The organism is Devosia beringensis, assembly GCF_014926585.1.
Taxonomy (GTDB): Bacteria; Pseudomonadota; Alphaproteobacteria; order Rhizobiales; family Devosiaceae; genus Devosia; species Devosia beringensis.
Genome location: NZ_CP045422.1, coordinates 1,871,771 through 1,897,419, shown reverse-complemented (window position 1 = coordinate 1,897,419; position 25,649 = coordinate 1,871,771). Strand labels below are relative to the sequence as shown.

Here is a 25,649-nt window from a genome sequence, read left to right as displayed (position 1 = left end):
ATCTGCCGACCGGACATCACCCGGCCCGGCTCAGCTATGGCTGCCGGCGGCGCCGATGCGGGCGGTGACCTCGATCTCGATCTTCATGCCGGCCTCGATCATCTGCACGATCAGCATCGAGGCTGCCGGCCGGATATCCTTGAACACCGGACCGACGGCCTTGACCACCGCCTCGACATCGGCGCGGTCGCCGACATAGTAGACCACCCGCACCGTGTCCTGGATCGACGAGCCGGCTTCCTTGAGCGCCTTGTCTATGGTCGCCAGGGCATTGGCTGCCTGGGCGCTAACGTCGTCGGGCATGGTCATGCTGGCATAGTCATAGCCGGTGGTGCCGGACACATAGACCGTGTCCTCATGCCGGACTGCACGGGAATAGCCGAAGGTAGCCTCGAAGGGGGAGCCGGTGGAAACGCGCTGGACCATGATCAACTCAGGTGTTTGTGAAGGAAGAACCGGCTGGCGCCGGGGGGATAATGGGCGATTTCGCCGAACACGACATAGCCCAGCTTGGCGTAAAAGCCCGGCGCCTGGAAGCTGAAGGTATCCAGCCAGATGCCATCGCAGCCATGCTGGCGGGCCACGTCTTCGGCCTTGGCCATGATCTGGCTGCCCACGCCCTGCCCGCGCGGGCGCTCTGGCACGATCAGCAGTTCAACGAACATCCAGTTCAAGCTGATGCGCGCGGTGAGGCCGCCATCCACGACGCCGGAGGCCGGATCTCGCAGGGTCAGCCCGATATCGCGCGGCGCCGGAAACTGCGGCGCCTTGGACCGGTTGAAGGCGGTCAGCGCGGCGCTGATTGCCGCCGCACTGTCCGGCTGCAGCTCGGCCTCATAGCCGATCTCGACCATGGACTCAGAGCCAGGGGCGGTCAGCCGCCATCTTGGTTTCGAAAGAACTGATCGAGGGATCGGACTTCAGCGTGCCGGCAATGTCGTCAAGGCCTTCAAGCAGGATCTGCTTGCGGCTCGGATCGATGTCGAAATGCAGCGTGCCGCCATCGGGGCCCTTGATGGTCTGGCTTTCGAGGTCCACCGTCAGCGTGGCATTGGAGCCGCGCTCGGCATCGTCCAGCAGCAGTTTAAGCTGCTCAGCCGACACCACGACCGGCAGGATGCCGTTCTTGAAGCAGTTATTGTAGAAGATGTCGGCAAAACTGGTCGAGATCACGCAGCGAATACCGAAATCCAGCAGCGCCCAGGGCGCGTGCTCGCGGCTCGAGCCACAGCCGAAATTGTCGCCGGCCACGATGATCTGGGCGTCGCGATAGGCCGGCTTGTTGAGCACGAAGTCGGGGTTTTCGCTGCCGTCATCCTTGTAGCGCATCTCGGAAAACAGCGCCGTGCCCAGGCCGGTGCGCTTGATGGTTTTCAGATACTGCTTGGGGATGATCATATCGGTATCGATATTAATGAACGGCAGGGGCGCCGCGACACCGGTCAGGCTGATGAACTTGTCCATGAGGAAACCTCGCTTTGGCAACGGTCTTGGCGCAAAACCGCGCCCGCGGTCAAGCCGTCAATGCCGCAAAGCGTTCGCCGGCGCCCCGTTGGAGACTAGCCGGGCTGCTTGCTCGGCTTCCAGGTGACGACGCGGAAGAGATAGACCAGCACCACCAGCGCCAGCACGCCATAGCTGAGCGGATCGAGCACCACCTCGATGACATGGTAGTGCTCATGCAGGATATAGCCGGCCATGGTCAGGATGGTATTCCAGATCAGCGCACCGGCGGTGGAGGCTGCCAGGAATACCGGCAGGCTCATGCGCGATAGCCCGGCCGGAATGGAGATCAGGGTGCGGATCAGCGGCATCAGCCGGCCAAACAGCACGATGATCGGCCCGAAGCGGGTGAACCAGCCCACGGCAATGTCGATCTCGTCGGCATTGAAGGCCATGAAGCGGCCGAACCTGTCGGCCAGAAACCGCACCCGAGCGAGCCCGAACAGGCGCCCGGCATAATACCAGGGCAGCATGCCCACCACCGCGCCAAGGGTGGCGGTGGCAATGACGCCGAACAGGTTGAGATCGCCGCTGGCGGCGGCAAAGCCGGCAAAGGGAATGATGAGTTCGGACGGGATGGGCGGAAAGATCGATTCCGCCAGCATGACGAGAAAAATGCCGACATAGCCAAGCTCGGCTATGGTCTGGATGATCCAGTCAGTCATGCGTCTGCCTCTCAATATGCAGGATGGGGGCCAATCATCACCCCCTCCTGGCCTCCCCGGAGGGCGCTATGGAACTGTGAAATGGCGCGATCTTGCCCAAGAGTAGAAAAACCTCCCCTGATTGGGGAGGTCGGAGGGGGTGGGCCTCAGGCGCACCCCCGGCAGGCTTAGGCCGACTTGGAAACGCGGCTCATGCGCTTGCGATCATTGGGGTCGAGCCAGATCTTGCGCAGGCGCAGCGACTTTGGCGTCACCTCGACATATTCGTCTTCAGCGATATAGCCCAGCGACTGCTCGAGGGTCAGCTTCTTGGGCGTGGTCAGGCGCACCGCTTCGTCCTTGGACGTGGTGCGGATATTGGTGAGCTGCTTGCCCTTGAGCGCGTTGACCTCGAGATCGTTCTCGCGGTTGTGCTCGCCGATGATCATGCCTTCATAGATGTCCACGCCCGAGTCGATCATGATCTGGCCACGGTCTTCCAGGTTCCACAGCGCGAACGCCACGGACTGGCCCGCGCCATTGGAGATCAGCACGCCGGTACGGCGGCCGGGGAGATCGCCCTTGAACGGCACGAAGGAGTGGAACAGGCGGTTGAAGATCGCCGTGCCGCGGGTGTCGCTGAGCAGTTCCGGCTGGTAGCCGATCAGCGAGCGGGTTGGCACCAGCAGCTGGATGCGGGTGCGGCCGATGCCGGACGGGCGCATGTCGGTCAGTTCGCCCTTCCGCTCGGTCAGCTTCTGCACCACGGTGCCGGTATGCTCGTCATCGACGTCGATGATGACTTCCTCGATCGGCTCGAGCTTCTGGCCATTTTCTTCCTTGAACAGCACCTTGGGACGACCAATGGTGAGCTCAAAGCCTTCGCGGCGCATGTTTTCGATCAGCACGGCCAGCTGCAACTCGCCGCGGCCGGCCACGTCATAGCTGTCATTGTCTTCGCCGGGCGTGACGCGGATGGCCACATTGCCCTCGGCTTCACGCATCAGGCGTTCACGGATCACGCGCGACTGCACCTTGTCGCCTTCGCGGCCGGCCAGCGGGCCGTCATTGATGCGGAAGGTCACCGACAGGGTGGGCGGATCGATCGGCTTGGACGCGATCGGCTTGCTCACCTGTGGCGCGCAGATGGTGTCGGCCACGGTGGAGGTGACGAGACCGGCAATGGCGACGATGTCGCCCGCTTCGCCCGAATCCACCGGGGTGCGCTCGAGGCCACGGAAAGCCAGCACCTTGGAGACGCGGCCCTTTTCGACTTCCTTGCCCTCGCGGTTGAGGGTGTGGATCGGATCGTTCGACTTGACGGTGCCCGAAGTGATGCGACCGGTCAGGATGCGGCCCAGGAAGGGGTTGCGCTCGATGGTGGTGACCAGCATGCGGAACTGGCCTTCTTCCACGGTTGGCTCAGGCACATGCTCGATGACCTTGTCGAGCAGTGGGCCCAGATCGTCCTTGGGGCCCTCTGGCTCCATGGCCATCCAGCCCTGCTTGGCCGAACCGTAGAGCACGGGGAAATCGAGCTGCTCGGGCGACGCGTCGAGCGCGATGAACAGATCAAAGATTTCTTCGAGCACTTCGAGGTGGCGTTCGTCCGACTTGTCGATCTTGTTGATCGCCACGATCGGGCGCAGGCCCTGGGCCAGCGCCTTGCCGAGCACGAACTTGGTCTGGGGCATCGGGCCTTCGGCCGCGTCCACCAGGATCACCACGCCATCGACCATCGACAGGATGCGCTCGACTTCGCCGCCGAAATCGGCGTGGCCGGGGGTGTCCACGATATTGATGCGGGTGTCTTTCCACAGCAGCGAAGTCACCTTGGCCAGAATGGTGATGCCGCGCTCGCGCTCGATATCATTGCTGTCCATGGCGCGCTCTTCGACGCGCTCGTTCTCGCGGAACGAACCCGACTGCTTGAGCAGGACGTCGATCAGCGTGGTCTTACCGTGGTCAACGTGGGCGATGATAGCAATATTGCGCAAGGACATATGGATCCGGCCTGTTTGGCATGATCCCAAAACCTCGGGCCGCGATAGGGGCGGCAACAAACGGCTGAACCATGCAGGAATGAACGCGCGCCAGCTCCGCCGACAAAAGGCGGATTGGCGCATTCGGGGCTGCATTACAGGAAGATGGGCTTTTCCACAAGCGCGAGCGATGCAGGGGTGGTTTGCGGTGTCGAACGCCGCGCCCGATGGTTACCCGATGGCTGGCGCAATGGGCCGCGCCGATCAGCGCCTCAGCCGGCCCGCTTCTGCAGGGCGGGTGCCGCCGCCTTGGCCTCGGCCAGCAGCAGGTTGAGCAGCGCCTTGGGCGGCAGGGGCGGCGAAAACAGGAAGCCCTGCACTTCGGTGGCGCCTTGCGCCCGCACCAGCGCCAGCTGCTCCTCAGTTTCCACGCCCTCGGCCGTGGTCGACATGCCCAGCGAGCGGCCCAGGCCGATCACCGCCTGCATGATGGCCTGGCTGTCCTTGCGCGAGGTCAGGTCATGCATGAAGGAGCGGTCGATCTTGATCTTGTCGAAGGGAAAGCTGCGCAGATAGCTCAGCGAGGAATAGCCGGTGCCGAAATCATCCATGGAGATGCGCACGCCCATGCCGCGCAGATCGTGCAGCGCCCTGAGCGTGGTCTCGTTTTCCGCCAGCAGCAGCGATTCGGTGATTTCCAGCTCCAGCCGTGACGCGGGTAACTTTGCATCGGTCAGCGCCGACTGTACCAGGCTCACCAGGTCGCGGTTCTTGAACTGGATGGGCGAGAGATTGACCGCCACTCGCACCGCGCCGGGCCATTTGGCCGCCGCCTTGGTGGCTTCGCGCAGCACCCATTCGCCGATCGGCACGATCAGCCCGGTTTCCTCGGCAATGGGGATGAATTCGACAGGCGACACCGTCCGGTCGCCATGGTCCCAGCGCAGCAGCGCCTCGACGCAGATGACCCGGTTCTCTGCCAGCCCCAGCAGCGGCTGGTAAACCAGGCGCAACTCGTTGCGGGCCAGCGCCAGCCGCAGCCCGGCCTCGATGGACCGGCGCTGCTGCAGCTCGGCATCCATGCCCGCTTCGAAGAAATGGTAGGTCGAGCGGCCCTCGCTCTTGGCCTTGTAGAGGGCCAGGTCGGCATTCTTGACCAGTGTGTCGGTCTTGACCCCGTCGCCGGGACCCACGGCAATGCCGACACTGGCACCGATCTCGATCATCTGGCCGCCGATCAGCATGGGCTGGCCGATCGACTGGATGATCCGGTCCGCCACCCGGGCAGCGGCGTCGGGTCCATCGATGGGCCGCATCAGCAGGGCAAATTCGTCACCCCCCAGCCGCGCCAGCACGTCGGTTTCCCGCGTGGCGCCCCACAGCCGCGCCGAGGCCTGCTTGATGACCTCGTCGCCCACCGCATGGCCCAGCGTGTCGTTGACGGCCTTGAAATGATCGAGGTCGATATAGAGCACCGCCGCCATCTCGCCGCGGCTCAGTCCAGACTCTGCCTTGGCCATCTGGTCGAGGAACTCGATGCGGTTGGGCAGGTCGGTCAGCGCATCGTGGCGCGCCAGGTGCTGGATGCGCGCCTCATTCTGCCGCTGCTCGGTAATGTCCTCATGGGTGGACACCCAGCCGCCATCCTTCATCGGATGGTGCTGCATCATGATGGTCCGGTTGTTCAGCTCATGGATGTTCTTGCCATATTCACGCCGGGCGATGACGTCGCGGCGCCAGGCGATATAGTCATCGCGCGTGCCGCCCGTGCTCATGCCCATGTCGAACAGGTGCCCCAAAATGTCCTCGAGCTGGGTACCCGCACGCAGCAGGTGTTCGGGCAGGCTGTAGATGCGCGCATAGGGTTCGTTGCAGATCACCAGCCTGCCGCGCGCATCCATCATGCACAGGCCCTGGCTGATATTGTTGACGGCCGCGTCGAGCCTGATGTTCTGCCGCTCCAGTTCGAGCTTGCGCTTCTGCACCACCTCGGTCAGCGCCACCTCGTCGGTAATGTCCTCATGGGTCACCACCCAGCCCAGCGCCGGCGAATAGGCATGTGCCGTTTCGATGGTGCGGCCGCCCCGCACCACTTCCTGGCTCTTGAGCCGCGCGCCATTGCGATTGGCCAGCAGCTCGCCGGTATAGGTTTCGTAGAATTCTTCCGGGCTCATATCGGGGTGGTTACCCAGCCGCGCGCTGAGCTGCACCACATCCTCAAGGCTCATGCCGCGATGCAGGACCTCGTCGGAAAAGCCATAGAAGTCGCTATAGTGCTGGTTCCACATGACCAGGCGGAACTGCGGCGACCAGACACAAAACCCATAAGGAATATTTTCAAGCGCGGCATCAAGCAGCAATGCTTCCGCCATGTCGCTCAAGTTGCCAGCGTCTGCTGCCCGCACTCGACGAACCCTTTCGTTCGGCGACTAATGTGACGCCGATGTGAACGCTAGTGGCAACCGCTTAACGAGCCATTAAGGACAATGGCGCAGGGGCCGGCGAATCGTCCCGCCGGCCCGATTGTGACCTCAGGAACGCCCCATCAGCTTCTTGCGGGCGGCAAAAGTCTTGAGCCGCAACCCGTTAAGCCGGATGAAGCCCTCGGCATCATGATGGTCGTAGCTGCCGCTGCCTTCTTCAAACGTGACCAGATCCATCGAATAGAGCGACATGGGCGAGGTCCGCGCGATGACGCTGGCCTGACCCTTGTAGAGCTTTATGGTGACTTCGCCGGCCACGAATTCCTGGCTCTTGTCGATCAGCGCCTGCAGCATTTCGCGCTCGGGCGCGTACCAGAAGCCATTATAGATCAGCTCGGCATAGCGCGGCATGATCTCGTCCTTGAGATGGGCCGCGCCGCGATCGAGCGTGATGGATTCGATACCGCGATGGGCCACCAGCAGGATGGTGCCGCCCGGGGTTTCGTAGACGCCGCGGCTTTTCATGCCGACAAAGCGGTTTTCCACCAGGTCGAGCCGACCCACGCCATGCTTGCCGCCCAGCTCATTGAGCTTGGTCAGCAGCGCGGCCGGCGACAGGGTCACGCCATTGACCGACACGGCATCGCCCTTGTCAAAGCCCACGGTGATGATCTCGGGCTCGTTCGGCGCATCGACCGGATCAACGGTGCGCTGATAGACATATTCGGGCGCCACATCGGCGGGATCTTCCAGCACCTTGCCCTCCGAGGAGGTGTGCAGCAGATTGGCGTCGACAGAGAACGGGGCCTCGCCGCGCTTGTCCTTGGGCACCTGGATCTGGTGCTTTTCGGCATAGTCGAGCAACTGGGTGCGCGAAGAGATATCCCATTCGCGCCACGGGGCGATCACCTTGATCGAGGGGTCGAGCGCATTGGCGGTCAGTTCGAACCGCACCTGGTCATTGCCCTTGCCGGTGGCGCCATGGGAAATGGCATCGGCACCGACTTCCTGGGCGATCTGCACCAGGCGCTTGGCGATCAGCGGCCGGGCAATCGACGTACCCAGCAGATAGACGCCCTCATAGACCGCATTGGCGCGGAACATGGGGAACACGAAGTCGCGCACGAATTCCTCGCGCAGGTCCTCGATGCGGATATCCTTGATCCCCATCAGCTCGGCCTTCTTGCGCGCCGGCTCGAGCTCTTCGCCCTGGCCGAGATCGGCGGTGAAGGTCACCACTTCACACTGATAGGTTTCCTGCAGCCATTTCAGGATGATCGAGGTGTCGAGACCTCCCGAATAGGCCAGCACGACTTTTTTGATGTCTTTTGCCATGAGCTCTGTCGTTCAAACGGTGATGATGTGGAAGGATAGACCAACTCAAACGCAATAATCTTGCCAAAACTTCACCCCAAAGCCCGGTTGTGGCATAAATCACCAACACAGCCGCCTAAGGACGCACAATTATGCCACCAACGCTTGATGCCATCGATCGCCGCATTCTGCGCGTGCTGCAACATGATGGTCGCATCTCCAATGTCGAGCTGGCCAACCAGGTCGGCCTGTCGCCCTCGCCCTGCCTGCGCCGGGTGCGCCTGCTCGAGCAGTCCGGCATCATCGACCGCTATGTCGCCGTGCTCAACCCCGCCAAGGTGGGCGTCGGCCTCACCGTCTTCGTGCGGGTCTGGTTCAAGACCCAGGACGCCGCCATCACCCATCAGTTTGCCGAGACGGTGCGCGGCTTTCCCGAGGTGGTGGAATGCTATCTGACCACCGGCGAATGCGACGCCATCATGCGGGTGGTCACCGCCGACCTGCACGCCTATTGGCGCTTCCAGTCCGACCACCTGACCCGCATCCCCAGCGTGCAGAGCGTCAAGACCGACGTGCCGATGGAAACCATCAAGGCCAGCACCGAACTGCCTTTGCTCTGATTGCGGACACGCACTGGCAAGCGGCTCGGCCCTGCGCTAGAGCTGGTGGCATGCTGAGCCGCTTCTCCCGGAAACCGCCATGCCCGCCTTTGTTCCCGATCTTGCCGTCATCCTGGCCTTTGCCCTGGCCGGCTTCGTCCTGGCCGTCACGCCCGGACCGGATATGGCGCTGTTTGTCTCGCGCACCATGAATTTTGGCAAGCTGCACGGCTTTGCCACCGTGCTGGGTGCCCTGACCGGCATCGCCGTCCACACCATGCTGGTGGCCTTCGGCATTTCCGTGCTGATCGTGGCGGCGCCGGCCGCCTTCTGGGCGCTCAAGATTGTCGGTGCGCTCTATCTGGTCTGGCTGGCCATCCAGGCCATCCGCAGTGGTGGCGGCATTCTGGTCACCCGGGCCGGCGGCAAGGTCCCCAGTTTTGCCCAGAGCTATATGACCGGCCTCGGCATCAACCTGACCAACCCCAAAGTGGCGCTGTTCTTCGTGACCTTCCTGCCCCAGTTCGTCTCGGCCGGTGATCCGGATGCCGTGGGCAAGCTGCTGTTCCTGGGGGTGGAATTCGTCGCCGTCTCGCTGCCCGTCGTCATAGCCATCGTGCTGTTCGCCCAGTGGCTGACCACCACGCTGCGCGACAATGCCTGGGTTTCCAAGGCGCTGAACTGGAGTTTTGCTGCCGTCTTCATGGCCTTCGCGGCGACTATATTGCTGGCCGAAGGGCGGAAATAGGAACGCCTGGGCGTTTTGCCCGTTGGGTTGGGTCACAAAGGGGCCAAGCCATGGACGTTCTGCGCATCATTCTGTCAGTCATCATCCCGCCCGTCGGGGTCTTTTTGCAGGTCGGCCTTGGCCTGCACTTCTGGCTCAATATCCTGCTGACGCTGCTGGGCTATTTCCCCGGTCTGATCCACGCCGTCTGGATCATCCTGCGCAAATAGGCGTGCCGCTACGGGCTAGAGCTTGAACTCGTAATATTTGATGGTGTCCTCTGCCCCGTCGAAACGGCGGTAGAGGCCATTGGCCGCGTCATTGTCGAGCTCGGTGCCCAGCCAGGCATCCGCGCAGCCCAGTTCTCGCCCCCAGACGAACAGTTCGGTCAGCATTGCCGTGGCGACGCCCTGGCGCAGATGCGACGTCGCCGTACCGACTTCATCGATATAGAGCTCGCTGACCTTGTCGGGATGGTGGTGCAACACGCCGGCGCACTGGCCCACGACCAGATCGCCATCCAGTGCCACCACCATGAGGTGACCGGGGGCATCAAGATATCGCGCCAGCCGGGCGGGATCGATGGGTTCGTCAAACACATCGGCGACCGACGAAAACAACGCCGCATCCCCGGCAGAGACGCGATGGACCCGAAACGGCATTGCTCAACCTGCGAAATGGCAGACCTTGAGCCAGCTTATTGCCAGCAATGGCGGCCAACAAGCAGCTAGATGCTTTCGCAGAACCGCAGCAGATAGCCATCCGGATCCTGCACACAGCACTGCCGCTGCGTCACCTGCCGGTCACCCACCGCATAGGTTCTGGTTTCGACGGGCACAAAGGGCGTGATCCTGCCTTCAGCCAGGCGCCGCAGCAACGGCTCCAGATCGTCCAGCTCGAACTGGAAATTGACGCCCCGTCCAAACGGCGGCTCCAGGGCACCGGTCACCCAGTCGCGGCCCAGCCCGAGTTGATCGAGCATCAGGCCGGCGCCACCGATGTCGACAAAGGCGAAGCCCTCGTCGGGTCGCTGGTAGCGCAGGCCAAAACCCAGCACACCGCAATAAAAGGCAAGACTGCGGCCGATATCGCTGACCGAAAGCTCGGGGACCAGTACGGCAGCCATTACCCGGCCAGGGCCTCGCGGTCTTTCTTGCTCAGCCGTTCGCTTTCGCTCTTGAGCTGCCCGCAGGCGGCGAAGATATCGCGGCCACGCGGCGTGCGCACGGGGCTGGCATAGCCGGCCTTGTTGACGATATCGGCAAAGCGCTCGATCCGGCTCGAGGGCGAGGTGCCATAATTGGCGCCGGGCCAGGGATTGAACGGGATCAGGTTGATCTTGGCCGGAATGCCGGCCAGCAGCCGCACCAGTTCGCGCGCCTCGGCGTCGCTGTCATTGATGCCGTCCAGCATCACATATTCAAAGGTGATGCGGCGCGAATTGGAAACGCCCGGATAGGTGCGGCAGGCTTCCAGCAGCTCTTCGAGCGGCCACTTCTTGTTGATCGGCACCAGCACGTCGCGCAGGTCATTATTGGTCGCATGCAGGGAGATCGCCAGCATCACGTCGATTTCGCGCCCGGTCGGCTCGATGAAGGGCACGACGCCCGAGGTCGACAGGGTGATGCGGCGTTTGGACAGGCTCATGCCGTCGCCGGCCGAGGCGATCAGCAGCGCCTGCTTGACGTTGTCATAATTGTAGAGCGGCTCGCCCATGCCCATCATCACCACATTGGTGATGGCACGAGTACCAGCGGCGGGCACCAGGCCACCATCATCGGGGCGCGTGCCGCCGGGGAAATCGCCCAGCTGCTCGCGCGCCATCAGGATCTGCCCCAGGATCTCGCCGGCGGTCAGGTTGCGCACCAGCTTCTGCGTGCCGGTATGGCAGAAGGAACAGGTCAGCGTGCAGCCCACCTGCGAGGAAACGCAGAGCGTGCCGCGGTCTTCCTCGGGGATATAGACGGTCTCCACCTCGACCGGCGGATAGTTTGGATTGGCCGGATCGCGGAAACGGAACAGCCATTTGCGCGTGCCATCGCTCGAAACCTGTTCGGAGACGATCTCCGGACGGTCGAGGTTGAACACGTCGGCCAGCTTCTGCCGCACCGGCGCCGCCACATTGCTCATGCGGTCGAAATCGGTGGTGCCATGCACATAGAGCCAGTTCCACAGCTGGCTGGCCCGCATGCGCGCTTCCTTGTCGGCCGCAATCCCCGCCTCGGTCAGCGCCGTGGCCAGCTGGGGTTTACTGAGGCCAATCAGCGACGGCCGGCTGCTGCTGGCAGGCCGGATGGCAGAGGAATGGTCAAGGTTCAGCGCAATGCTCATGGCGTGCGACGGGTCCGGAAATTGCGGGATTGGCGCGGCACATAGCATATGGGGGCGCTTTAGGCAAAATCACCGGTCGCGGAGCTGGAATGCGCCGCGGTCAGGTCGCCAGCGCCAAAGCCGGCCTAGCAGGCCGAGGCAATCGACTGCTGCGCCGCCGTGGCGCCGGACAGGGAATAGGCCTGGGTCACCTTGATGCCGGCGGCACTGGTGCCTTCCACGCTCATGCTCGACCCGGCCCGGATCGCGGTGGCAAGGGCTTCGGCCTGGCCGGCATCGTCGAGCCAGGCGGCATCATTCTGGGTGAACAGGTTGAACACCTGGCCATCGACACTGACCGTGGCCATGCTGTCGGGCTGGAAGGTAAAGCCGGCCACCACGTTGAATTCGGTGGCAACATTCTCGGCCGGCCGGTTGGTGATGTAGATATAGGCCTGCGTATAGCCGTCGGGCGCCGGCGTGACGCTTTCCGGCTTGGTCATGGCAAAGCACACTTCGCCAGCCGTGTCGGTAGCGCCATAGCTCGACCAGGCCCGGTGTTCACCCAGCAGCCGGACCTGCTGCGCACTGGCAACGCCGGTCAGAAAAAGCGTGCCGGCAAGAGCAAGCGCCACAGCAGACTTGGACATCGAGGCCTCAAACGAAAGGGGCGCGGGCTGAGCAGCCCGTCGCCCGGTTATGGGCGGATTGCCCGGACCGGGCAATCGCAAACTACGGCTTACTGGCAGGCGGTATCAATGGCATTCATGGCTGCCGTGGCCCCGCTCAGCGAATAGTTGTCGCTGGTATTGGTGCCACGCTGGCTGGTGCCCTTGATGGTCAGCCTGGTGCCCGCCTTGAAGGCCTGCACGAAACCGCCCTCGTCGCCGGTCGAGGCCAGCCAGCCTGCCGAACCTTCGGTGACCATGGGATAGGACTTGCCGTCAATGCTGGCACTGGCCTGGGCATTGGTGCTGTTGAACGGATAACCGATAATGGTCTGCACCTCGTTCTTGGTGCCCATGCCCTTGCGGTGAATGATCATGAAATGGATCGGGTCGCGGTTGGCGCCAGCCGGCTCACTGGATTCCGGCGTCGCCGAAATATAGCAGATCACCCCGCTGGCATCGGTCGCCTGCCAGGCGGTCCAGGCATTGAATGTCCCCAGCTCGGTCGCCTGCTGCGCCTGGGCGGCAGGGGCCAGAGCCATGATCGCGCCGACCGCGAGCCCAAGCACAAGGCTTCCGGTTTTCCTCGTCATCGCCAATTTATTCCTCATCTTTACGGTCCGCTATGGAGGTGGGCTGCCCGCAGAGTCTGCCCCCGACATCGTTACCAAGGCGTCAAATGCCGCCACATCTGAACGAATTTGTTTCAATTGCCTGTCAAACGCGGCAGCACTTTGACGGCGGGACACAACTGCCATCCGGTTTGCGCCGTCAGGGTTAAGATCAGGCTAACGCTGTCACGGGCCCAGCATTCACGCCGCCAGCGGATAGCTCTGCTCCACCACATAGGGCCCGCCCCCTACCGAATCCTTGCTCGAATAGAGCACGAAACGACCCACCGGAAAGCTGAGCGGCTCAAACCGGCCCGCATCCGCCATGAACCGGGCCACCTCCAGCGCCGTCGCGCCACGCAGCCGGGCCAGCGTCACATGGGGCACGAACTTGCGCCCTTCCGCCGGCAGGCCGATGCGCTGCAGCACCCGCTCCTGCGCCGCCTGCAGCCGGTTGAGCGCCTCGCTGGGCTCGATGCCGGCATAGAGCGCCCGCGGCTTGTCGCCGCCAAAGCTGCCCAGATGCGTCAGCCGGACATCAAAACGCAGTGAGTTCGACAGCCGGTCGAGACCATCGGCAACCTCATCGGCGGTCTGATGATCGACATCGCCGATGAATCTCAAGGTAATGTGATAATTGTCGGCATCGATCCAGCGTGCGCCGGAGAGGCCACCCCGCTTCAACGACAGGGCAAATCCCACCGAAGCGGGGATTTCGAGACCGGTGAAGAGCCGGGGCATCGGGCCCTCCTCTTGTACGCAGATCAACGCGATTCGTGCCTAGACCCTAGCACAGCCGATCCATCCGGCCAGTCTATTCGTCGCAGCCAAGCCTGGAGCCTTGTAAACGCCTGATCCCGCCTCCATATTGTTCGTCAAGTGGCACAAATGCCCACCGGCGGTGCAACAGACCGCTTTTTTACGGGAAAGGAACCGACTAATGGCTGAATTTGACCGTCAGACCCTCGGCGCGCGGGCCCACTCGGCCGCGGCCATTGACGAGGGCCTTCGCAGCTACATGCTGCGCGTTTACAACTATATGGGCATTGGCCTGGTCGTAACCGGCCTTGCCGCTTGGTTCGCCGCCGCTGCTGCCGTCACCACCGATCCGGCCGCCGCCGTCGGCACGCTTGCCAATGGCACCATGGTCACCCAGTGGGGTTACCTGCTGTTCGCCAGCCCGCTGCAGTGGGTAGTGATGCTCGCTCCGCTGGCCTTTGTGCTGGTGCTCAGCTTCGGCATCAACAAGCTCTCGGTGCCGGCCGCCCAGGCGACCTTCTGGGGCTTTGCCGCCATCATGGGCCTGTCGCTCAGCTCCATTTTCCTCGTTTATACCGACGCCTCGATCGCCAAGGTATTCTTCATCACCGCGGCCACCTTTGGCGCCATGAGCCTTTATGGCTACACCACCAAGCGTGACCTGACCGGCATGGGCAGCTTCCTGATGATGGGCCTGATCGGCCTGATCATTGCCTCGGTGGTCAACATGTTCATGCAGTCCTCGATGATGGAATTCATCATCTCGGTGGTGGGCGTGCTGATCTTTGTCGGCCTGACCGCCTACGATACCCAGAAGATCAAGGAAGGCTATGACGAGTCCCATGGTGCCGAAGTCCTGGCCAAGGGTGCCATCATGGGCGCGCTCAGCCTCTACCTCGACTTCATCAACCTGTTCCTGATGATGCTGCGCCTCTTCGGCAATCGCGAATAGGACCCAGCATCCTTGATTGCATGATCAAGGAATTTGGTTGGACGACAAATCGGACCGCAGCCTACAAGGGCTGCGGTCTTTTCTTTGCCTGGATGACAAGCCGTGTCCGAATTCCTGCTGCGCCCCTTCCGCTGGGCCGACGTCCCCGCCATCACCACCATTTACAAGCACTATGTGGAAGAAACGGCGATCACCTTTGACACCGAGGTGCCGGGCGAGGCGGCCATGGCGGAAAAATTCGCCGGCCTGGTCAAGCTCGGTCACCCGTTGATTGTCGCGGAGTCCGCTGGCGAAGCGGTAGGCTATGCCTATGCCAGCTTCTACCGCCCCCGCGCCGCCTATCGGTTCACCTGCGAAGATTCGATCTACCTGCATCCCGACGCCAAGGGTCGCGGCATCGGCAAAGCGATGTTGACCGAATTGCTGGTCCAGTCCAGGGCCTTCGGGTTCAAGCAGATGATCGCCGTGATCACCGCCGAAACCGCCAATTCTGTCGCCATCCATGAAAAATTCGGCTTCCGCCATGTCGGCCGCTACGAAGCGGTGGGCTATAAGTTCGACCGCTGGCACGACATCGTGCACCTGCAGCTGGCGCTATAGTCAGAGCAGCTTGACCATCGGATAGCCCGCAAGGCGCGAGCCGAGGCCGGTCTGGCGCCAGCCACGTCCGGCATAAAAGCGCAGCGCCGTGGCGGTGCTGTCAAGGCCGGCGCTGGCAAAGCCCTGCGCTGCAATGGCGGCTTCCAGGGCCGCCAGCAGCGCGGTGCTGACACCGGCAAAGCGGCAGTCGGGATCGACATAGTTCAACGTAACTCTGGCCCCACGGGCGCCGCCCAGCCCGACCACGCGCCCATCCCGCTCGGCCACCAGCAATATCGCATCGCGCGCCAGCATGCTGCGGAAAGCCGCGCCATCCTTGTTGGCAATCCAGTCCGCAATGGTATCGGCGTCATTGTCGTGGTCGGGCGCGCACAGCGCGGTTATGGAGGCGATCCTGATCGCACTCATCGCTTCGGCATCCTGCAGGCGCGCTGGTCTGATGGTAATCAGACCCTTGCGCACCGGAGCCGGCGCGCGCGGCGTCATGCTAACCCACCACCGCCAGTTGCGGATCCAGTACGCGCAGCACCTGGGCGATGTCGTGCCCGCGCTTGAGGATGCGGCCCTGCTGGTTGGTAACGCTGTACTGGCCCTGGCGATTGCGCAGCTTGGGGGTCTTTTCCACGATGAACAGCGGCCGTTCCGAGACGCGGGCATAGATGGAAAACACCGCCCGGTCGCGCAGGAAATCCATGGCATAGTCGCGCCACTCGCCCTGCCCCACTTTGCGACCATAGACGGCCAGAATGGTCGTCAGCTCACGACGATCAAAGGTCACGATAACGGGCACCTTGCTGCCACTGGCAGTCGGCTCGCCGGTATGTACCAGCACGAGCGAACCCGGCTTGTCGGTTGGTGTGCCGCTTTGCACCAGTCCGCCTGCTCCATTGTCAACGCAGTGTCATGATTGCGGCATTTGCGCCGCGACGCAAGGCCCCCGAGGCCGCCCGAAATACCCCAATGCGGTCACAATTTATCCCTGAACCCGCCCAAATGCGCGATCAGGTTAGCACCATTGCCTACAGGGGCTGGCGCCCGGGCCGACTGAGCCCCCAAACCTTGAAGCCTTGGCGCCAGCCTCTCCTATTGAGTTGACCAGTCAGAACTGCCCCCGCCCTTGTCCCCCAGGGGCGGGGTTTTTCTTTTGCGGTAGTGTCTAGCGTTCGAAGCTTGCTGCGCCCAGGATGGGACCCGGCAGGCCATCATGCTCCTGCTGCACGATCACGGCGATGCCCGTGCTCTTGTGCGCCAGCACTTCGGGAAGCGGCAGCTTGATGGTGGCACCGGTCTCGTATTCCCAGACCCCCAAGGCCTGCCGGCCGGTGACGACCTGGGTATAGGCCATGGTCTTGCCGGCATTGTTGCCGCGCTCGATGGCCACATCGGCCCGGTCGATATAGGTCACCAGCCAGACCACCGCATCCTGCAGCGACGGATCGGGCGGAATGGTGATCTTGAGCATGTCCCCGTCTTCCGCAATGCCCACCGGCAGGGAAAGGCTGGCCCGTTCGATCGCCCCATGCACCTCGCCGCGGCGCGAACCGACGACACCCTTGGTGCCGTTGACCACCATTTGCGGGGTAAAGATGCGCGAGGAGCCCCAGCTCTGGGCATACGCGCGCTGGCGATCGGAATAGTCTTCCGCGCCGAAGGTGTCCTCCCAGCCCACATAGTCCCAGTAGTCGACGTGATAGGCCAGCGCCACCACATCGTCCTGCTCGGCCAGGCTGGTCAGCAAGGCGTCGGCTGGTGGACAGGAGGAACAGCCCTGGCTGGTGAACAGCTCCACCACCGCCCGCGGACTCATACGCGTTTCTGCGCTGGCCGGCGCGGCCAGGCTCCACAGGACGGCAACCCCGACAAGGGCTGAACACCAGGACACATGTTTCATGGCCATGGTTGTAAGCTGGCCGTGCCGGCCCCCGCCAGTCAAAAGAGGGTGAGACGGTTAAAACCGCCCTGCAGCGCAAGAAAATGGCGGCCACAAGGGCCGCCATTGTCACTTTGGGCCCTAAAAACTAGGCGGCGACGAGGCTGCGCAGCACATACTGCAGGATGCCGCCATTCTTGTAATAGTCGAGCTCATTGGCCGTATCGATGCGGCAGCGTGTTTCGATGGTCAGCACCGAGCCATCGGCCCGGGTGATCTTGACCGGCACCATGGCGCGCGGCGCGATGGAGGTGACGCCCTCGATCGAAACCGTCTCGCTGCCATCGAGCCCCAGGCTCTGCCAGCTCTCGCCATCCTTGAACTGCAGCGGGATCACGCCCATGCCCACCAGGTTGGAGCGGTGGATGCGCTCAAAGCTCTGGGCGATGACGGCGCGCACGCCTAAGAGGTTGGTGCCCTTGGCGGCCCAGTCACGGCTTGACCCCGTGCCATATTCCTTTCCGGCAAACACCACCAGCGGCACGCCGGCGGCCTGATAGGCCATGGCGGCATCATAGATGGCCATCTGCGAGCCGTCCGGCCCCTTGGTATAGCCGCCTTCGACGCCGGGCAGCATCTGGTTCTTGATACGGATATTGGCAAAGGTGCCGCGCATCATCACCTCATGATTGCCGCGGCGGGCGCCATAGGAGTTGAAGTCCTTCGGCGCGACCTGGCGCTCTTCGAGATACTTGCCGGCCGGCGTGCTGGCCTTGAACGAACCGGCCGGGGAGATGTGGTCGGTGGTGATCGAATCGAGGAACAGCGCCAGCACCTTGGCATTCTCGACATTGGTGATGGGCTTGGGCTCCATCGTCATGCCTTCGAAATAGGGCGGGTTCTGCACATAGGTGGACGCGCTGTTCCACTTGTAGGTTTCCCCGCCATCGACCGGGATGCCCTGCCAGTTCTTGTCGCCCTTGAACACGTCCGAATAGCGACCCTGGAACATTTCCTTGGTCACATGCGTGCGCACGATCTCGGCGACCTCATGGTTGGAGGGCCAGATATCCTTGAGATAGACCGGCTTGCCGTCCTTGGAGATGCCCAGCGGATCCTTGGTGATATCGATATTCATCGACCCGGCAATGGCGTAGGCCACCACCAGCGGCGGCGAGGCCAGATAGTTGGCCTTCACATCCGGGTTCACGCGGCCTTCGAAATTGCGATTGCCGGAAAGGACCGAGGCGGCGACCAGATCGCCGGCCTGCACCGCCTTGGAGATTTCCACGGGCAGCGGGCCCGAATTGCCGATGCAGGTCGTGCAGCCATAGCCCACCAGGTTGAAGCCGATCGCGTCGAGGTCTACCGAGAGGCCGGCGCTGTCGAGATAGTCGGTCACCACCTGCGAGCCTGGGGCCAGCGAGGTCTTCACCCAGGGCTTGGAATCCAGCCCCAGCGCCCGGGCCTTGCGGGCCACGAGGCCCGCGGCCACGAGGACCGAGGGATTGGACGTATTGGTGCACGAGGTGATCGCGGCGATCACCACATCGCCATGGCCGATGCTGTAGTCTGTGCCTTCAACGGCAATGCGGGGACTGTCGGTCTTGCCGAATTCGGTCGGCAGGCCGGTGATGAACTTGTCCTTGGCCTGATCGAGCGCGATGCGGTCCTGCGGACGCTTTGGACCCGAGATCGAGGGCACCACGGTGGTCAGGTCCAGCTCGAGTGTCGAGGTGAATACCGGATCGGCCGACGTCGTCTCGCGGAACATGCCCTGTGCCTTGGAATAGGCCTCAACCAGCGCCACGCGCTCGGGATCGCGACCCGACGTGGTCAGGTATTTCAGCGTATCGGCATCGACCGGGAAATAGCCGCAGGTGGCGCCATATTCGGGCGCCATATTGGCGATCGTCGCCTGGTCTTCGAGGCTGAGATAATCAAGGCCCGGGCCGTAGAACTCGACGAACTTGCCGACCACGCCCTTCTTGCGCAGCATTTCGGTGACGGTCAGCACCAGATCGGTGGCGGTGATGCCTTCATTGATCTTGCCGGTCATCTTGAAGCCGACCACTTCGGGGATCATCATGGTGATCGGCTGGCCCAGCATGGCCGCTTCCGCCTCGATGCCACCCACGCCCCAGCCCAGCACCGCCAGGCCATTGACCATGGTGGTGTGCGAATCGGTGCCCACCAGCGTGTCGGGATAAGCCACGGTCTCGCCGTTCTCTTCCTTGATCCACACGGTCTGGGCCAGGTATTCCAGGTTCACCTGGTGACAGATGCCGGTGCCGGGGGGCACCACGCGGAAATTGTCAAAGGCCGACTGGCCCCAGCGCAGGAACTCGTAGCGTTCGCCATTGCGCTCATATTCGAGCTCGACATTCTGCCCGAATGACTGCGCGGTGCCGAAACTGTCCACCATCACCGAGTGGTCGATGACCAGGTCGACGGGTACCAGCGGATTGATCTTCTGCGGATCGGCACCCAGCTTGGCTGTCGCGTCGCGCATCGCGGCCAGATCCACCACGGCGGGGACGCCGGTGAAATCCTGCATCAGCACGCGCGCCGGGCGGTAGGAAATTTCCTGTTCGGAGGTGCGGGTGGTCAGCCAGGTCGCCACCGCCTGGATATCGGCCTTGGTGACGGTGCTGTTGTCCTCGAAGCGCAGCAGGTTTTCCAGCACCACCTTCATCGAGTGCGGCAGGCTCGACACACCGGCCAACCCGTTCTTTTCGGCTTCCAGGATCGAGTAGTAGGTGTAGGTCTTGCCACCGACCACCAGGGTCGATTTGGACTTGAAGCTGTTTATCGATGTCACTGTGTTTCCGCCCGTCATCTGGTGTTGCGGCAGGCGCGCCGGTTCGGGAATTGCGTCCAAAACCGCTCGGCAGCACTGCCTTTCCTGGAATGACTCCAATCTATAAGGGCTTATAGAGAAAGACGATTGGGCTTGCCAGCCCGACCTTTCGTTCAATACGAGAAGGGGCCATGACCGATCAGCAAGTCTATTCCCCGCTCACCCTGCGCGCCAGCGGCCTCAGCTGTGGTCGCAGCGGTCTGGTACTCAACGAAAATCTGGATTTTTCCCTGACCAGCGGCGAGTGCCTGCTGCTGCGCGGTCCCAACGGCACCGGCAAGACCACGCTGTTGCTGACCATGGCCGGGATTGTTGCCCCACTGGCAGGCCGCTTTGCCCCGGAGAGGCCCGGCGACGAGATGCCATTGCTGCACTATTGCGGCCACCGCAATGCCATCAAGCCGCGCCTCAGCGTGCTGGAAAATCTGGGCTTCTGGGCTGAACTCAACGGCCCCACCGGCCTGGAACCGGAAGCGGCACTGGCCGAGGTGGGGCTGGCCAGGCTGGCCGGACTGGACGCCGGCTACCTGTCGGCCGGTCAGGCCCGTCGCTTGGCCCTGGCACGCCTCCTGGTCAGCCTGCGGCCGCTCTGGCTGCTTGACGAACCCACCGCTGCCCTTGACGCGGCCGGACATGGCCTGGTGGCCCGCCTGCTCGATGCCCATCTGGCCAAAGGAGGCCTCGCCATCGCGGCAACACACGATCCCATCAGCCTGCCTGACCGCGCCCCGCGCGTGCTGCAGCTGGAGGGCATCTGGTGAGGGCTTTCATGACCATGCTGGCCCGCGAACTGCGGCTGGCCCTGCGTGGCGGCGGCGACGTGCTGACGCTGGTGCTGTTCTTTGTCATTGTCGGGGCGATCGTCCCCTTCGCGGTCGGTCCCGACCAGACGCTGCTGGCCGCCATTGCGCCGGGCATTGTCTGGATCGCCGCGTTCCTCGCCATGCTGCTCGGGCTGGAGCGCCTGTTTCGCCCCGATCACGAAGACGGCTCGCTGATCCTGCTGCGCCACGCGGAACTGCCCCTGAGCGCCATTGTTGCCGCAAAATTGATCGCCCACTGGCTGGTTTCGGCCGTGCCGCTGCTTTTGGCCAGCCCGGTCCTGGCTGTACTGCTGGCCATGGATCTGGACGCCTTCGGTCGCACCCTGCTGTCGTTGCTGCTGGGAACCCCAGCCTTGGCGGCCTTTGGCGCCATCGGTGCCGCCGTGACCGTGCCGATCCGACACGGTGGCCTGATCGCCCCCATTCTGATCGCGCCGCTGTCGGTCCCGGCGCTGATCTTCGGCGTTGGCGCCATCACCTCCCCCCAGTCCGGGTCGGCCACGCTGTTTCTTGCGGCATTGAGCCTCATGGCGGTGGCATTGGCTCCCTTTGTCGCCGCGTTTGCGCTAGGAACGGCGGAAGACTAGCGCCAAGCGCCCCATATTGTCAGATGGTTGCCGGAAATTCCCATGCACGATGAGACGACACAGCGGCAGAACTGGTGGCAGCGGATCGCCCATCCGGGGCAGTTTGTCGCCTGGACGACGCCGCTGCTCTGGCCGCTGACGGCGCTCACCGCCGCCCTGTTCGCGCTGGGCCTGTGGTTCGCCTTCTTCAATTCACCCCAGGACTACCAGATGGGCGACACCGTGCGCATCATGTATGTCCACGTGCCCAATGCCTGGCTCAGCCAGTTCGTCTATGCCGTGATGACGGTCTCGGCCCTGGGCACCCTGGTCTGGCGCCACCCCATGGCCGATGTGTCGATGAAGGCCGCCGCCCCCCTGGGCGCGCTGTTCACTGCGCTGGCCCTGTTCACCGGCGCGCTCTGGGGCCGTCCGACCTGGGGCACCTTCTGGGAATGGGACGGGCGCATGACCTCGACCCTGGTCCTGCTCTTCATCTATCTGGGCATCATCGCGCTCTGGCGCGCCTTTGACGACCAGCTCCGCGCCGCCCGCGTCGTGGCGGTGTTCACCCTGGTGGGCGCCATCAACATTCCCATCATCAAGTTTTCCGTCGACTGGTGGAGCACGCTGCACCAGCCCGCCAGTGTCTTCCGCGCCGACGGCCCGACCATGCCGGGCTCGATCCTGACGCCCCTTTTCGTAATGTTCTTTGCCTTTACCTTTCTGTTTTTGGCGCTCCATCTCAAGGCCATGCACACCGAGGTCAAACGCCGCCGGGTCATGACCCTGGAACGCAGGCTGGCGCAGGGAGTGCAGGCATGATCGACCTAGGACCGCATGCCGTCTATATCGTCTGGGCCTATCTCGGCGTCGCCCTGGGCGTGTTCGGGCTCCTGGCCTGGACACTGATGGACGCGCGCATCACCGCGGCCCGCCTCGCGGCCCTCGAAGCACAGGCACCGCGCCGACCCGTCCGGGAGACTCAGGCCTGATGCGTTATGTTCTGTTCGGCCTGCCGCTGCTCGCCTTGGTGGCTCTTGTCGCCGTCTTTGCCTTTTCCATCAATCGCGATCCCAACCTCGTGCGCTCGGTGCTCATCGACAAGCCGGTACCCGCCTTCGCCCTCCAGGCCGTACCGGAACTGGGCGTACCCGGATTTGATACGGCATCCCTCAAGGGCCAGGTCAGCGTGGTCAATGTCTTTGCCAGTTGGTGCATTCCCTGCCGCGACGAACATCCCTTGCTGATGGCGCTGCGGGACACGGCCGATATCCGCCTGCTGGGCATCAACCAGAACGACGCGCCAGAAAATGCCCGCGCCTTCCTGGCCGAACTGGGCAATCCCTATGATGCGGTCGGCGCCGACCGCGACCGCCGCGTGTCCATCGACTGGGGCGTCTATGGCGTCCCGGAAACCTTCGTGGTCGATGCCGATGGCATCATCACCTTCAAGCATGTCGGGCCCCTGACGCCGCAGACGCTGCAGAGCGACCTCCTGCCCGCCATCGCCCGGGCGAGCGAGTGAACACGCCGTTCAGTCTGGGTTCAGCCAGACCTTGCCATAGTCCTGGCAATGTTCTGGTGTTGAAAGCTTGCCATGTTGACCGCGATCCAATCCTTCATCCGTGACGAAGCCGGGGTAACCCCGATTGAATATGGCCTGATCGCCGCCATCATCGTGGTTTTCGCCACGGCCGCCGCCTCGGCCGCCGGCTATACGCTCCATGACCTGCTGGGCACCGCACCGCGAGATTGAGCCGACCTAGAAGTCGCTCGTCAGCCCCTTGATCTCCCAGTCGCCATAACGCCCCGGCTCGAGACCGCCGCGACCGCCCTGTTCCTTGGGCGCAAAGGCGCCCTTTCCGTCAATCGCCGCGCGGCGCGCAGCGGCCTCGGCGAGCGCGCGCTCGGCCGCCGGTGTCAGTGGCGCACGCGGGGTCTGTTCAGGCGCGCTATCGGACTCGTTCATGGTAGGGACCTTCCCACATTACGTTTTGGTCATGCGCTTGCATGCATCTGCTCGTCACCCAACATAATGCCGCAAGATCTCAAACCCAAGGGCTCCTGATGTTCAATACGTTTCGTACCTTTGTCCTGCTGGCGGCGCTGACGGCCCTGTTCATGACCGTGGGCTATTTCATCGGCGGCACGGGTGGCATGATGATCGCCTTCGGCTTTGCCCTGGTGACCAATCTGTTCGGCTACTGGAACTCGGACAAGCTGGTGCTGCGCATGCAGAATGCCGTGCCGGTGGAGCGCAGTCGCGTGCCTGAACTCTACGACATGGTCGACATCCTCGCCCGCAAGGCCGGCATCCCGACCCCGGCCGTCTATCTGATCCAGTCCGACCAGCCCAATGCCTTTGCCACCGGCCGCAACCCGCAAAACGCCGCCGTGGCGGTTTCGGCCGGCTTGCTGCGTCATCTCGAAACGCGCGAGGTGGCTGCCGTGGTCGCCCATGAGCTGGCCCATATCCGCAACCGAGACACCCTGACCATGACCATCACGGCCACCTTTGCCGGCGCCATCTCGGCCCTGGCCCAGTTCGGCCTGTTCTTCGGCGGCGGCAATAATCGCGACAATCCGCTGGGCGGCGTCGGCGCGCTGCTGATGGTGTTTCTGGCGCCCGTGGCCGCCATGCTGGTGCAGATGGCGGTCAGCCGCACCCGTGAATACGAGGCCGACCGGCTTGGCGCCGAGATTGCCAGTGATCCGCTGGCGCTGGCCTCGGCTTTGGCCAAGATCGCCGCCCTGGCCGGTCGCGAGGTCAATGTCGCGGCCGAGCGCAACCCGGCCATGGCCCATATGTACATCATCAATCCGCTGTCGGGTCAGCGCATGGACAATCTGTTCTCGACCCATCCCGATACGGCCAATCGTATTGCCGCGCTACGTAAGCTTGCAGCTTCGAGCCATGTGGACGATAAGGGCCGCAGGCCTCAGCCTCGCCCTGCCCCGACCAGTACCGGTCGCGACATTGGCGGCGGCTGGCGCGTGCCGACCGTCGGACGGACCGACGAGGATGGCGGACAACGCGGTCCCTGGGGATAGATGCAAGCGTGGCGTACAAACCTGAACCGGCGGGGCTCAAGCTCCGCCTCGTGGCCGCAGAGCGGCTGAAATCTGTTCTGGCGGGCGACAATTTCGTCCCTTTGGGGGCCGCCGAGCTCGCCGATGGACGCGATCGTGCCCTGGCCAACCGGCTGATCACCACCGCGCTGCGGCGCCATGGCCAACTCAATTTCATGCTGCATGCCTTGCTCGACAAGGGCATGCCGGGCAAGTCGGGCACTTTCGAGGCCGTGCTGCGCCTGAGTCTGGCGCAACTGGTCTTCCTGCCTGACCTGGGCGCGCACAGCGCGCTTTTTCTCGCGGTCGAAGCCACCAAGCGCGATCCCAAGGCGCGCCACCTCTCGGGCCTGATGAATGCTGTGCTGCGCAATGCCCAGGCCAATTCAGCCAAGTTCGGCATGCTCAGCGATGACCTGCTTATCCCCGAAACCTTCGGCGATACCTGGCTCAATGCCTATGGCGAAGACGCCATCGATGCGTTTTCCGATGCCCTTCTGGCCGGCGCCGCACTCGACCTGACGCTCAAGCACAACGATGCCGAGCTGATTGATTCGCTGGGCGCCGAACCCGTCATGGCCGACACCGTGCGCATCGAGCAGCGCGATCGCCCGGTCGAAGCCCTGCCCGGCTTTGTCGAGGGCAGCTGGTGGGTGCAGGATGCGGCTTCCGCCATTCCGGCGCGCCTGCTCGGCCTGCCATCTGGCGCGCGCGTGCTTGACCTTTGCGCGGCCCCCGGCGGCAAGACGGCCCAGCTGGTCAAGGCCGGCTACGCCGTCACCGCGCTCGATGCCGATGCCAAGCGCATGGAACGCCTCAAGGAAAACCTGGCGCGCCTCGATTACACCGCCGAGACTATTGTCGACGATGCCGGCAAGTTCGTGCCCGAAACCCGCTTTCAGGGCGTCCTGCTGGATGCACCCTGCTCGGCCACCGGCACCTTCCGCCGCCATCCCGAAGTGATCTGGCATCGCTCGGTGGGCGACGTGGCTGGGCGCGTCCGCCTGCAACGCGCCTTGCTTGCCAACGCCCTCCGCTGCCTTGATCGAGACGGCGTCCTCATCTATTGCGTGTGTTCGCTCGAGCCGGCCGAAGGGGAAGAACAGGTCGACTGGGCGCTGCAATCTTTGCCCGGGTTAAGCCTTTGGCCAGTGACCGGTGATGAAATGGCGGGGCTGGAAGCCGCCGTTTCGCCACGCGGGCTGGTACGGACCCATCCGGGCATGTTGCCCGGTGGCCGCGCCGGCGGCATGGATGGCTTCTTCGTGGCACGCTTTCGCCGCAGCGAGATAGGATGATCGACGGGCGCTGACGGGGAAGGCGCCAAACTAGGGACGTGTCATTGACGGGCAGACAATCAGCCAC

At 63.4% G+C, this 25,649-nt stretch carries 31 protein-coding genes; 13 read left to right on the top strand and 18 right to left on the bottom strand.

Annotation, left to right across the window (positions count from 1 at the left end; genetic code table 11):
• Positions 1-30: 30 nt before the first annotated feature.
• From GDR53_RS09325 to GDR53_RS09295, 7 genes are all read right to left on the bottom strand, one after another.
• Entirely contained in the window at positions 31-426 is a 396-nt protein-coding gene (locus tag GDR53_RS09325) for a RidA family protein (protein WP_193337780.1), read from the bottom strand.
• Positions 427-428: 2 nt separating this feature from the next.
• Positions 429-854, bottom strand: coding sequence for a GNAT family N-acetyltransferase (locus GDR53_RS09320; protein WP_193337779.1), 426 nt, complete (start codon positions 852-854; stop codon positions 429-431).
• 4 nt (positions 855-858) lie between these two features.
• On the bottom strand, positions 859-1,464 hold the full coding sequence (gene leuD / locus GDR53_RS09315; protein ID WP_193337778.1) for a 3-isopropylmalate dehydratase small subunit: 606 nt from the start codon (positions 1,462-1,464) through the stop codon (positions 859-861).
• A 95-nt stretch (positions 1,465-1,559) separates the two neighbouring features.
• Positions 1,560-2,168, bottom strand: a complete 609-nt coding sequence (locus GDR53_RS09310) for a DedA family protein (protein WP_193337777.1) — start codon at positions 2,166-2,168, stop codon at positions 1,560-1,562.
• A 167-nt stretch (positions 2,169-2,335) separates the two neighbouring features.
• Positions 2,336-4,150, bottom strand: a complete 1,815-nt coding sequence (typA, locus tag GDR53_RS09305) for a translational GTPase TypA (RefSeq protein WP_193337776.1) — start codon at positions 4,148-4,150, stop codon at positions 2,336-2,338.
• Positions 4,151-4,401: 251 nt separating this feature from the next.
• Positions 4,402-6,501, bottom strand: coding sequence for a putative bifunctional diguanylate cyclase/phosphodiesterase (locus tag GDR53_RS09300; protein ID WP_193337775.1), 2,100 nt, complete (start codon positions 6,499-6,501; stop codon positions 4,402-4,404).
• Positions 6,502-6,660: 159 nt separating this feature from the next.
• Positions 6,661-7,887 (bottom strand): argininosuccinate synthase, encoded by a 1,227-nt coding sequence (locus tag GDR53_RS09295; protein ID WP_193337774.1) that lies wholly within the window; start codon positions 7,885-7,887, stop codon positions 6,661-6,663.
• Between the two features lie 131 nt (positions 7,888-8,018).
• Between GDR53_RS09295 and GDR53_RS09290 the strand changes: the two genes are divergently transcribed.
• The 3 genes from GDR53_RS09290 (at position 8,019) to GDR53_RS09280 (ending at position 9,422) form a co-directional block, all read left to right on the top strand.
• On the top strand, positions 8,019-8,486 hold the full coding sequence (locus GDR53_RS09290; protein ID WP_193337773.1) for an Lrp/AsnC family transcriptional regulator: 468 nt from the start codon (positions 8,019-8,021) through the stop codon (positions 8,484-8,486).
• A gap of 79 nt (positions 8,487-8,565) precedes the next feature.
• The gene (locus GDR53_RS09285; protein WP_193337772.1) at positions 8,566-9,213 is read left to right on the top strand and encodes a LysE family translocator; all 648 of its coding nucleotides are present in this window, start codon (positions 8,566-8,568) and stop codon (positions 9,211-9,213) included.
• Positions 9,214-9,263: 50 nt separating this feature from the next.
• Positions 9,264-9,422, top strand: coding sequence for a YqaE/Pmp3 family membrane protein (locus tag GDR53_RS09280; protein WP_193337771.1), 159 nt, complete (start codon positions 9,264-9,266; stop codon positions 9,420-9,422).
• Between the two features lie 15 nt (positions 9,423-9,437).
• Here the strand turns inward: GDR53_RS09280 and GDR53_RS09275 are convergent, their stop codons facing one another.
• The 6 genes from GDR53_RS09275 to thpR all read right to left on the bottom strand — a co-directional run bounded on the left by GDR53_RS09275 (position 9,438) and on the right by thpR (position 13,522).
• Positions 9,438-9,854 (bottom strand): GNAT family N-acetyltransferase, encoded by a 417-nt coding sequence (locus tag GDR53_RS09275; RefSeq protein WP_193337770.1) that lies wholly within the window; start codon positions 9,852-9,854, stop codon positions 9,438-9,440.
• A 65-nt stretch (positions 9,855-9,919) separates the two neighbouring features.
• Positions 9,920-10,318 carry a bleomycin resistance protein gene (locus tag GDR53_RS09270; RefSeq protein ID WP_193337769.1) on the bottom strand — a complete coding sequence of 133 codons (399 nt, stop codon included), beginning with the start codon at positions 10,316-10,318 and terminating at the stop codon, positions 9,920-9,922.
• Positions 10,318-11,523: a 23S rRNA (adenine(2503)-C(2))-methyltransferase RlmN gene (gene rlmN, locus GDR53_RS09265; protein WP_193337768.1), complete on the bottom strand. Its 1,206-nt coding sequence runs from the start codon at positions 11,521-11,523 to the stop codon at positions 10,318-10,320. The genes GDR53_RS09270 and rlmN overlap by 1 nt, the downstream gene beginning before the upstream one ends.
• 125 nt (positions 11,524-11,648) lie before the next feature.
• Positions 11,649-12,005: an invasion associated locus B family protein gene (locus tag GDR53_RS09260; RefSeq protein ID WP_408639790.1), complete on the bottom strand. Its 357-nt coding sequence runs from the start codon at positions 12,003-12,005 to the stop codon at positions 11,649-11,651.
• Positions 12,006-12,241: 236 nt separating this feature from the next.
• On the bottom strand, positions 12,242-12,712 hold the full coding sequence (locus GDR53_RS09255) for an invasion associated locus B family protein (protein WP_193337766.1): 471 nt from the start codon (positions 12,710-12,712) through the stop codon (positions 12,242-12,244).
• 270 nt (positions 12,713-12,982) lie between these two features.
• Positions 12,983-13,522 carry an RNA 2',3'-cyclic phosphodiesterase gene (gene thpR, locus GDR53_RS09250; protein WP_193337765.1) on the bottom strand — a complete coding sequence of 180 codons (540 nt, stop codon included), beginning with the start codon at positions 13,520-13,522 and terminating at the stop codon, positions 12,983-12,985.
• Positions 13,523-13,721: 199 nt separating this feature from the next.
• Between thpR and GDR53_RS09245 the strand changes: the two genes are divergently transcribed.
• Positions 13,722-14,492, top strand: coding sequence for a Bax inhibitor-1/YccA family protein (locus GDR53_RS09245; RefSeq protein ID WP_193337764.1), 771 nt, complete (start codon positions 13,722-13,724; stop codon positions 14,490-14,492).
• Between the two features lie 102 nt (positions 14,493-14,594).
• The gene (locus GDR53_RS09240) at positions 14,595-15,092 is read left to right on the top strand and encodes a GNAT family N-acetyltransferase (protein ID WP_193337763.1); all 498 of its coding nucleotides are present in this window, start codon (positions 14,595-14,597) and stop codon (positions 15,090-15,092) included.
• Here the strand turns inward: GDR53_RS09240 and GDR53_RS09235 are convergent, their stop codons facing one another.
• From GDR53_RS09235 to acnA, 4 genes are all read right to left on the bottom strand, one after another.
• Complete coding sequence (locus GDR53_RS09235; RefSeq protein WP_193337762.1) at positions 15,093-15,578, bottom strand: GNAT family N-acetyltransferase; 486 nt, start codon at positions 15,576-15,578, stop codon at positions 15,093-15,095.
• A gap of 1 nt (position 15,579) precedes the next feature.
• Complete coding sequence (locus GDR53_RS09230) at positions 15,580-15,924, bottom strand: DUF2794 domain-containing protein (protein WP_232846803.1); 345 nt, start codon at positions 15,922-15,924, stop codon at positions 15,580-15,582.
• A gap of 324 nt (positions 15,925-16,248) precedes the next feature.
• The gene (locus GDR53_RS09225) at positions 16,249-16,989 is read right to left on the bottom strand and encodes a DUF1223 domain-containing protein (protein ID WP_193337761.1); all 741 of its coding nucleotides are present in this window, start codon (positions 16,987-16,989) and stop codon (positions 16,249-16,251) included.
• Positions 16,990-17,110: 121 nt separating this feature from the next.
• Positions 17,111-19,801: an aconitate hydratase AcnA gene (acnA, locus tag GDR53_RS09220; RefSeq protein ID WP_193337760.1), complete on the bottom strand. Its 2,691-nt coding sequence runs from the start codon at positions 19,799-19,801 to the stop codon at positions 17,111-17,113.
• Positions 19,802-19,953: 152 nt separating this feature from the next.
• Here acnA and ccmA point away from each other — a divergent pair, with 152 nt between their 5' ends.
• From ccmA to GDR53_RS09190, 6 genes are all read left to right on the top strand, one after another.
• Positions 19,954-20,583, top strand: coding sequence for a heme ABC exporter ATP-binding protein CcmA (ccmA, locus tag GDR53_RS09215; RefSeq protein WP_193337759.1), 630 nt, complete (start codon positions 19,954-19,956; stop codon positions 20,581-20,583).
• Between the two features lie 8 nt (positions 20,584-20,591).
• Positions 20,592-21,233, top strand: a complete 642-nt coding sequence (gene ccmB / locus GDR53_RS09210) for a heme exporter protein CcmB (protein WP_193337758.1) — start codon at positions 20,592-20,594, stop codon at positions 21,231-21,233.
• A gap of 42 nt (positions 21,234-21,275) precedes the next feature.
• Positions 21,276-22,037 (top strand): heme ABC transporter permease, encoded by a 762-nt coding sequence (locus tag GDR53_RS09205; protein WP_193337757.1) that lies wholly within the window; start codon positions 21,276-21,278, stop codon positions 22,035-22,037.
• Entirely contained in the window at positions 22,034-22,207 is a 174-nt protein-coding gene (ccmD, locus tag GDR53_RS09200; RefSeq protein WP_332872438.1) for a heme exporter protein CcmD, read from the top strand. Before GDR53_RS09205 ends, ccmD begins: the two co-directional genes overlap by 4 nt.
• Positions 22,207-22,740, top strand: coding sequence for a DsbE family thiol:disulfide interchange protein (locus GDR53_RS09195; protein WP_193337756.1), 534 nt, complete (start codon positions 22,207-22,209; stop codon positions 22,738-22,740). The genes ccmD and GDR53_RS09195 overlap by 1 nt, the downstream gene beginning before the upstream one ends.
• A gap of 72 nt (positions 22,741-22,812) precedes the next feature.
• Complete coding sequence (locus GDR53_RS09190; RefSeq protein ID WP_193337755.1) at positions 22,813-22,971, top strand: Flp family type IVb pilin; 159 nt, start codon at positions 22,813-22,815, stop codon at positions 22,969-22,971.
• 6 nt (positions 22,972-22,977) lie between these two features.
• On the opposite strand, the gene GDR53_RS09185 is transcribed toward GDR53_RS09190, so the two are convergent.
• Positions 22,978-23,184 carry a DUF1674 domain-containing protein gene (locus GDR53_RS09185; RefSeq protein WP_193337754.1) on the bottom strand — a complete coding sequence of 69 codons (207 nt, stop codon included), beginning with the start codon at positions 23,182-23,184 and terminating at the stop codon, positions 22,978-22,980.
• Positions 23,185-23,282: 98 nt separating this feature from the next.
• On the opposite strand from GDR53_RS09185, the gene htpX reads away from it, so the two are divergent.
• Together htpX and GDR53_RS09175 are read left to right on the top strand one after the other, a co-directional pair.
• Positions 23,283-24,266, top strand: coding sequence for a zinc metalloprotease HtpX (htpX, locus tag GDR53_RS09180; RefSeq protein WP_193337753.1), 984 nt, complete (start codon positions 23,283-23,285; stop codon positions 24,264-24,266).
• Positions 24,267-24,274: 8 nt separating this feature from the next.
• Positions 24,275-25,582 (top strand): RsmB/NOP family class I SAM-dependent RNA methyltransferase, encoded by a 1,308-nt coding sequence (locus GDR53_RS09175; RefSeq protein WP_193337752.1) that lies wholly within the window; start codon positions 24,275-24,277, stop codon positions 25,580-25,582.
• Positions 25,583-25,649: the final 67 nt, after the last annotated feature.

Coding starts and splice junctions, on each gene's coding strand:
- thpR (WP_193337765.1), bottom strand. CDS start 13,522: ATGCCCCGGCTCTTCACCGGTCTCGAAATCCCCGCTTCGGTGGGATTT.
- GDR53_RS09300 (WP_193337775.1), bottom strand. CDS start 6,501: ATGGCGGAAGCATTGCTGCTTGATGCCGCGCTTGAAAATATTCCTTAT.
- GDR53_RS09310 (WP_193337777.1), bottom strand. CDS start 2,168: ATGACTGACTGGATCATCCAGACCATAGCCGAGCTTGGCTATGTCGGC.
- GDR53_RS09185 (WP_193337754.1), bottom strand. CDS start 23,184: ATGAACGAGTCCGATAGCGCGCCTGAACAGACCCCGCGTGCGCCACTG.
- GDR53_RS09190 (WP_193337755.1), top strand. CDS start 22,813: ATGTTGACCGCGATCCAATCCTTCATCCGTGACGAAGCCGGGGTAACC.
- GDR53_RS09260 (WP_408639790.1), bottom strand. CDS start 12,005: ATGACCAAGCCGGAAAGCGTCACGCCGGCGCCCGACGGCTATACGCAG.
- GDR53_RS09325 (WP_193337780.1), bottom strand. CDS start 426: ATGGTCCAGCGCGTTTCCACCGGCTCCCCCTTCGAGGCTACCTTCGGC.
- rlmN (WP_193337768.1), bottom strand. CDS start 11,523: ATGAGCATTGCGCTGAACCTTGACCATTCCTCTGCCATCCGGCCTGCC.
- GDR53_RS09195 (WP_193337756.1), top strand. CDS start 22,207: ATGCGTTATGTTCTGTTCGGCCTGCCGCTGCTCGCCTTGGTGGCTCTT.
- GDR53_RS09275 (WP_193337770.1), bottom strand. CDS start 9,854: ATGCCGTTTCGGGTCCATCGCGTCTCTGCCGGGGATGCGGCGTTGTTT.
- GDR53_RS09295 (WP_193337774.1), bottom strand. CDS start 7,887: ATGGCAAAAGACATCAAAAAAGTCGTGCTGGCCTATTCGGGAGGTCTC.
- acnA (WP_193337760.1), bottom strand. CDS start 19,801: ATGACGGGCGGAAACACAGTGACATCGATAAACAGCTTCAAGTCCAAA.
- ccmD (WP_332872438.1), top strand. CDS start 22,034: ATGATCGACCTAGGACCGCATGCCGTCTATATCGTCTGGGCCTATCTC.
- GDR53_RS09255 (WP_193337766.1), bottom strand. CDS start 12,712: ATGGCTCTGGCCCCTGCCGCCCAGGCGCAGCAGGCGACCGAGCTGGGG.
- typA (WP_193337776.1), bottom strand. CDS start 4,150: ATGTCCTTGCGCAATATTGCTATCATCGCCCACGTTGACCACGGTAAG.
- GDR53_RS09280 (WP_193337771.1), top strand. CDS start 9,264: ATGGACGTTCTGCGCATCATTCTGTCAGTCATCATCCCGCCCGTCGGG.
- GDR53_RS09320 (WP_193337779.1), bottom strand. CDS start 854: ATGGTCGAGATCGGCTATGAGGCCGAGCTGCAGCCGGACAGTGCGGCG.
- GDR53_RS09290 (WP_193337773.1), top strand. CDS start 8,019: ATGCCACCAACGCTTGATGCCATCGATCGCCGCATTCTGCGCGTGCTG.
- ccmB (WP_193337758.1), top strand. CDS start 20,592: ATGACCATGCTGGCCCGCGAACTGCGGCTGGCCCTGCGTGGCGGCGGC.
- GDR53_RS09205 (WP_193337757.1), top strand. CDS start 21,276: ATGCACGATGAGACGACACAGCGGCAGAACTGGTGGCAGCGGATCGCC.
- leuD (WP_193337778.1), bottom strand. CDS start 1,464: ATGGACAAGTTCATCAGCCTGACCGGTGTCGCGGCGCCCCTGCCGTTC.
- GDR53_RS09245 (WP_193337764.1), top strand. CDS start 13,722: ATGGCTGAATTTGACCGTCAGACCCTCGGCGCGCGGGCCCACTCGGCC.
- GDR53_RS09285 (WP_193337772.1), top strand. CDS start 8,566: ATGCCCGCCTTTGTTCCCGATCTTGCCGTCATCCTGGCCTTTGCCCTG.
- ccmA (WP_193337759.1), top strand. CDS start 19,954: ATGACCGATCAGCAAGTCTATTCCCCGCTCACCCTGCGCGCCAGCGGC.
- GDR53_RS09225 (WP_193337761.1), bottom strand. CDS start 16,989: ATGGCCATGAAACATGTGTCCTGGTGTTCAGCCCTTGTCGGGGTTGCC.
- GDR53_RS09235 (WP_193337762.1), bottom strand. CDS start 15,578: ATGACGCCGCGCGCGCCGGCTCCGGTGCGCAAGGGTCTGATTACCATC.
- htpX (WP_193337753.1), top strand. CDS start 23,283: ATGTTCAATACGTTTCGTACCTTTGTCCTGCTGGCGGCGCTGACGGCC.
- GDR53_RS09270 (WP_193337769.1), bottom strand. CDS start 10,318: ATGGCTGCCGTACTGGTCCCCGAGCTTTCGGTCAGCGATATCGGCCGC.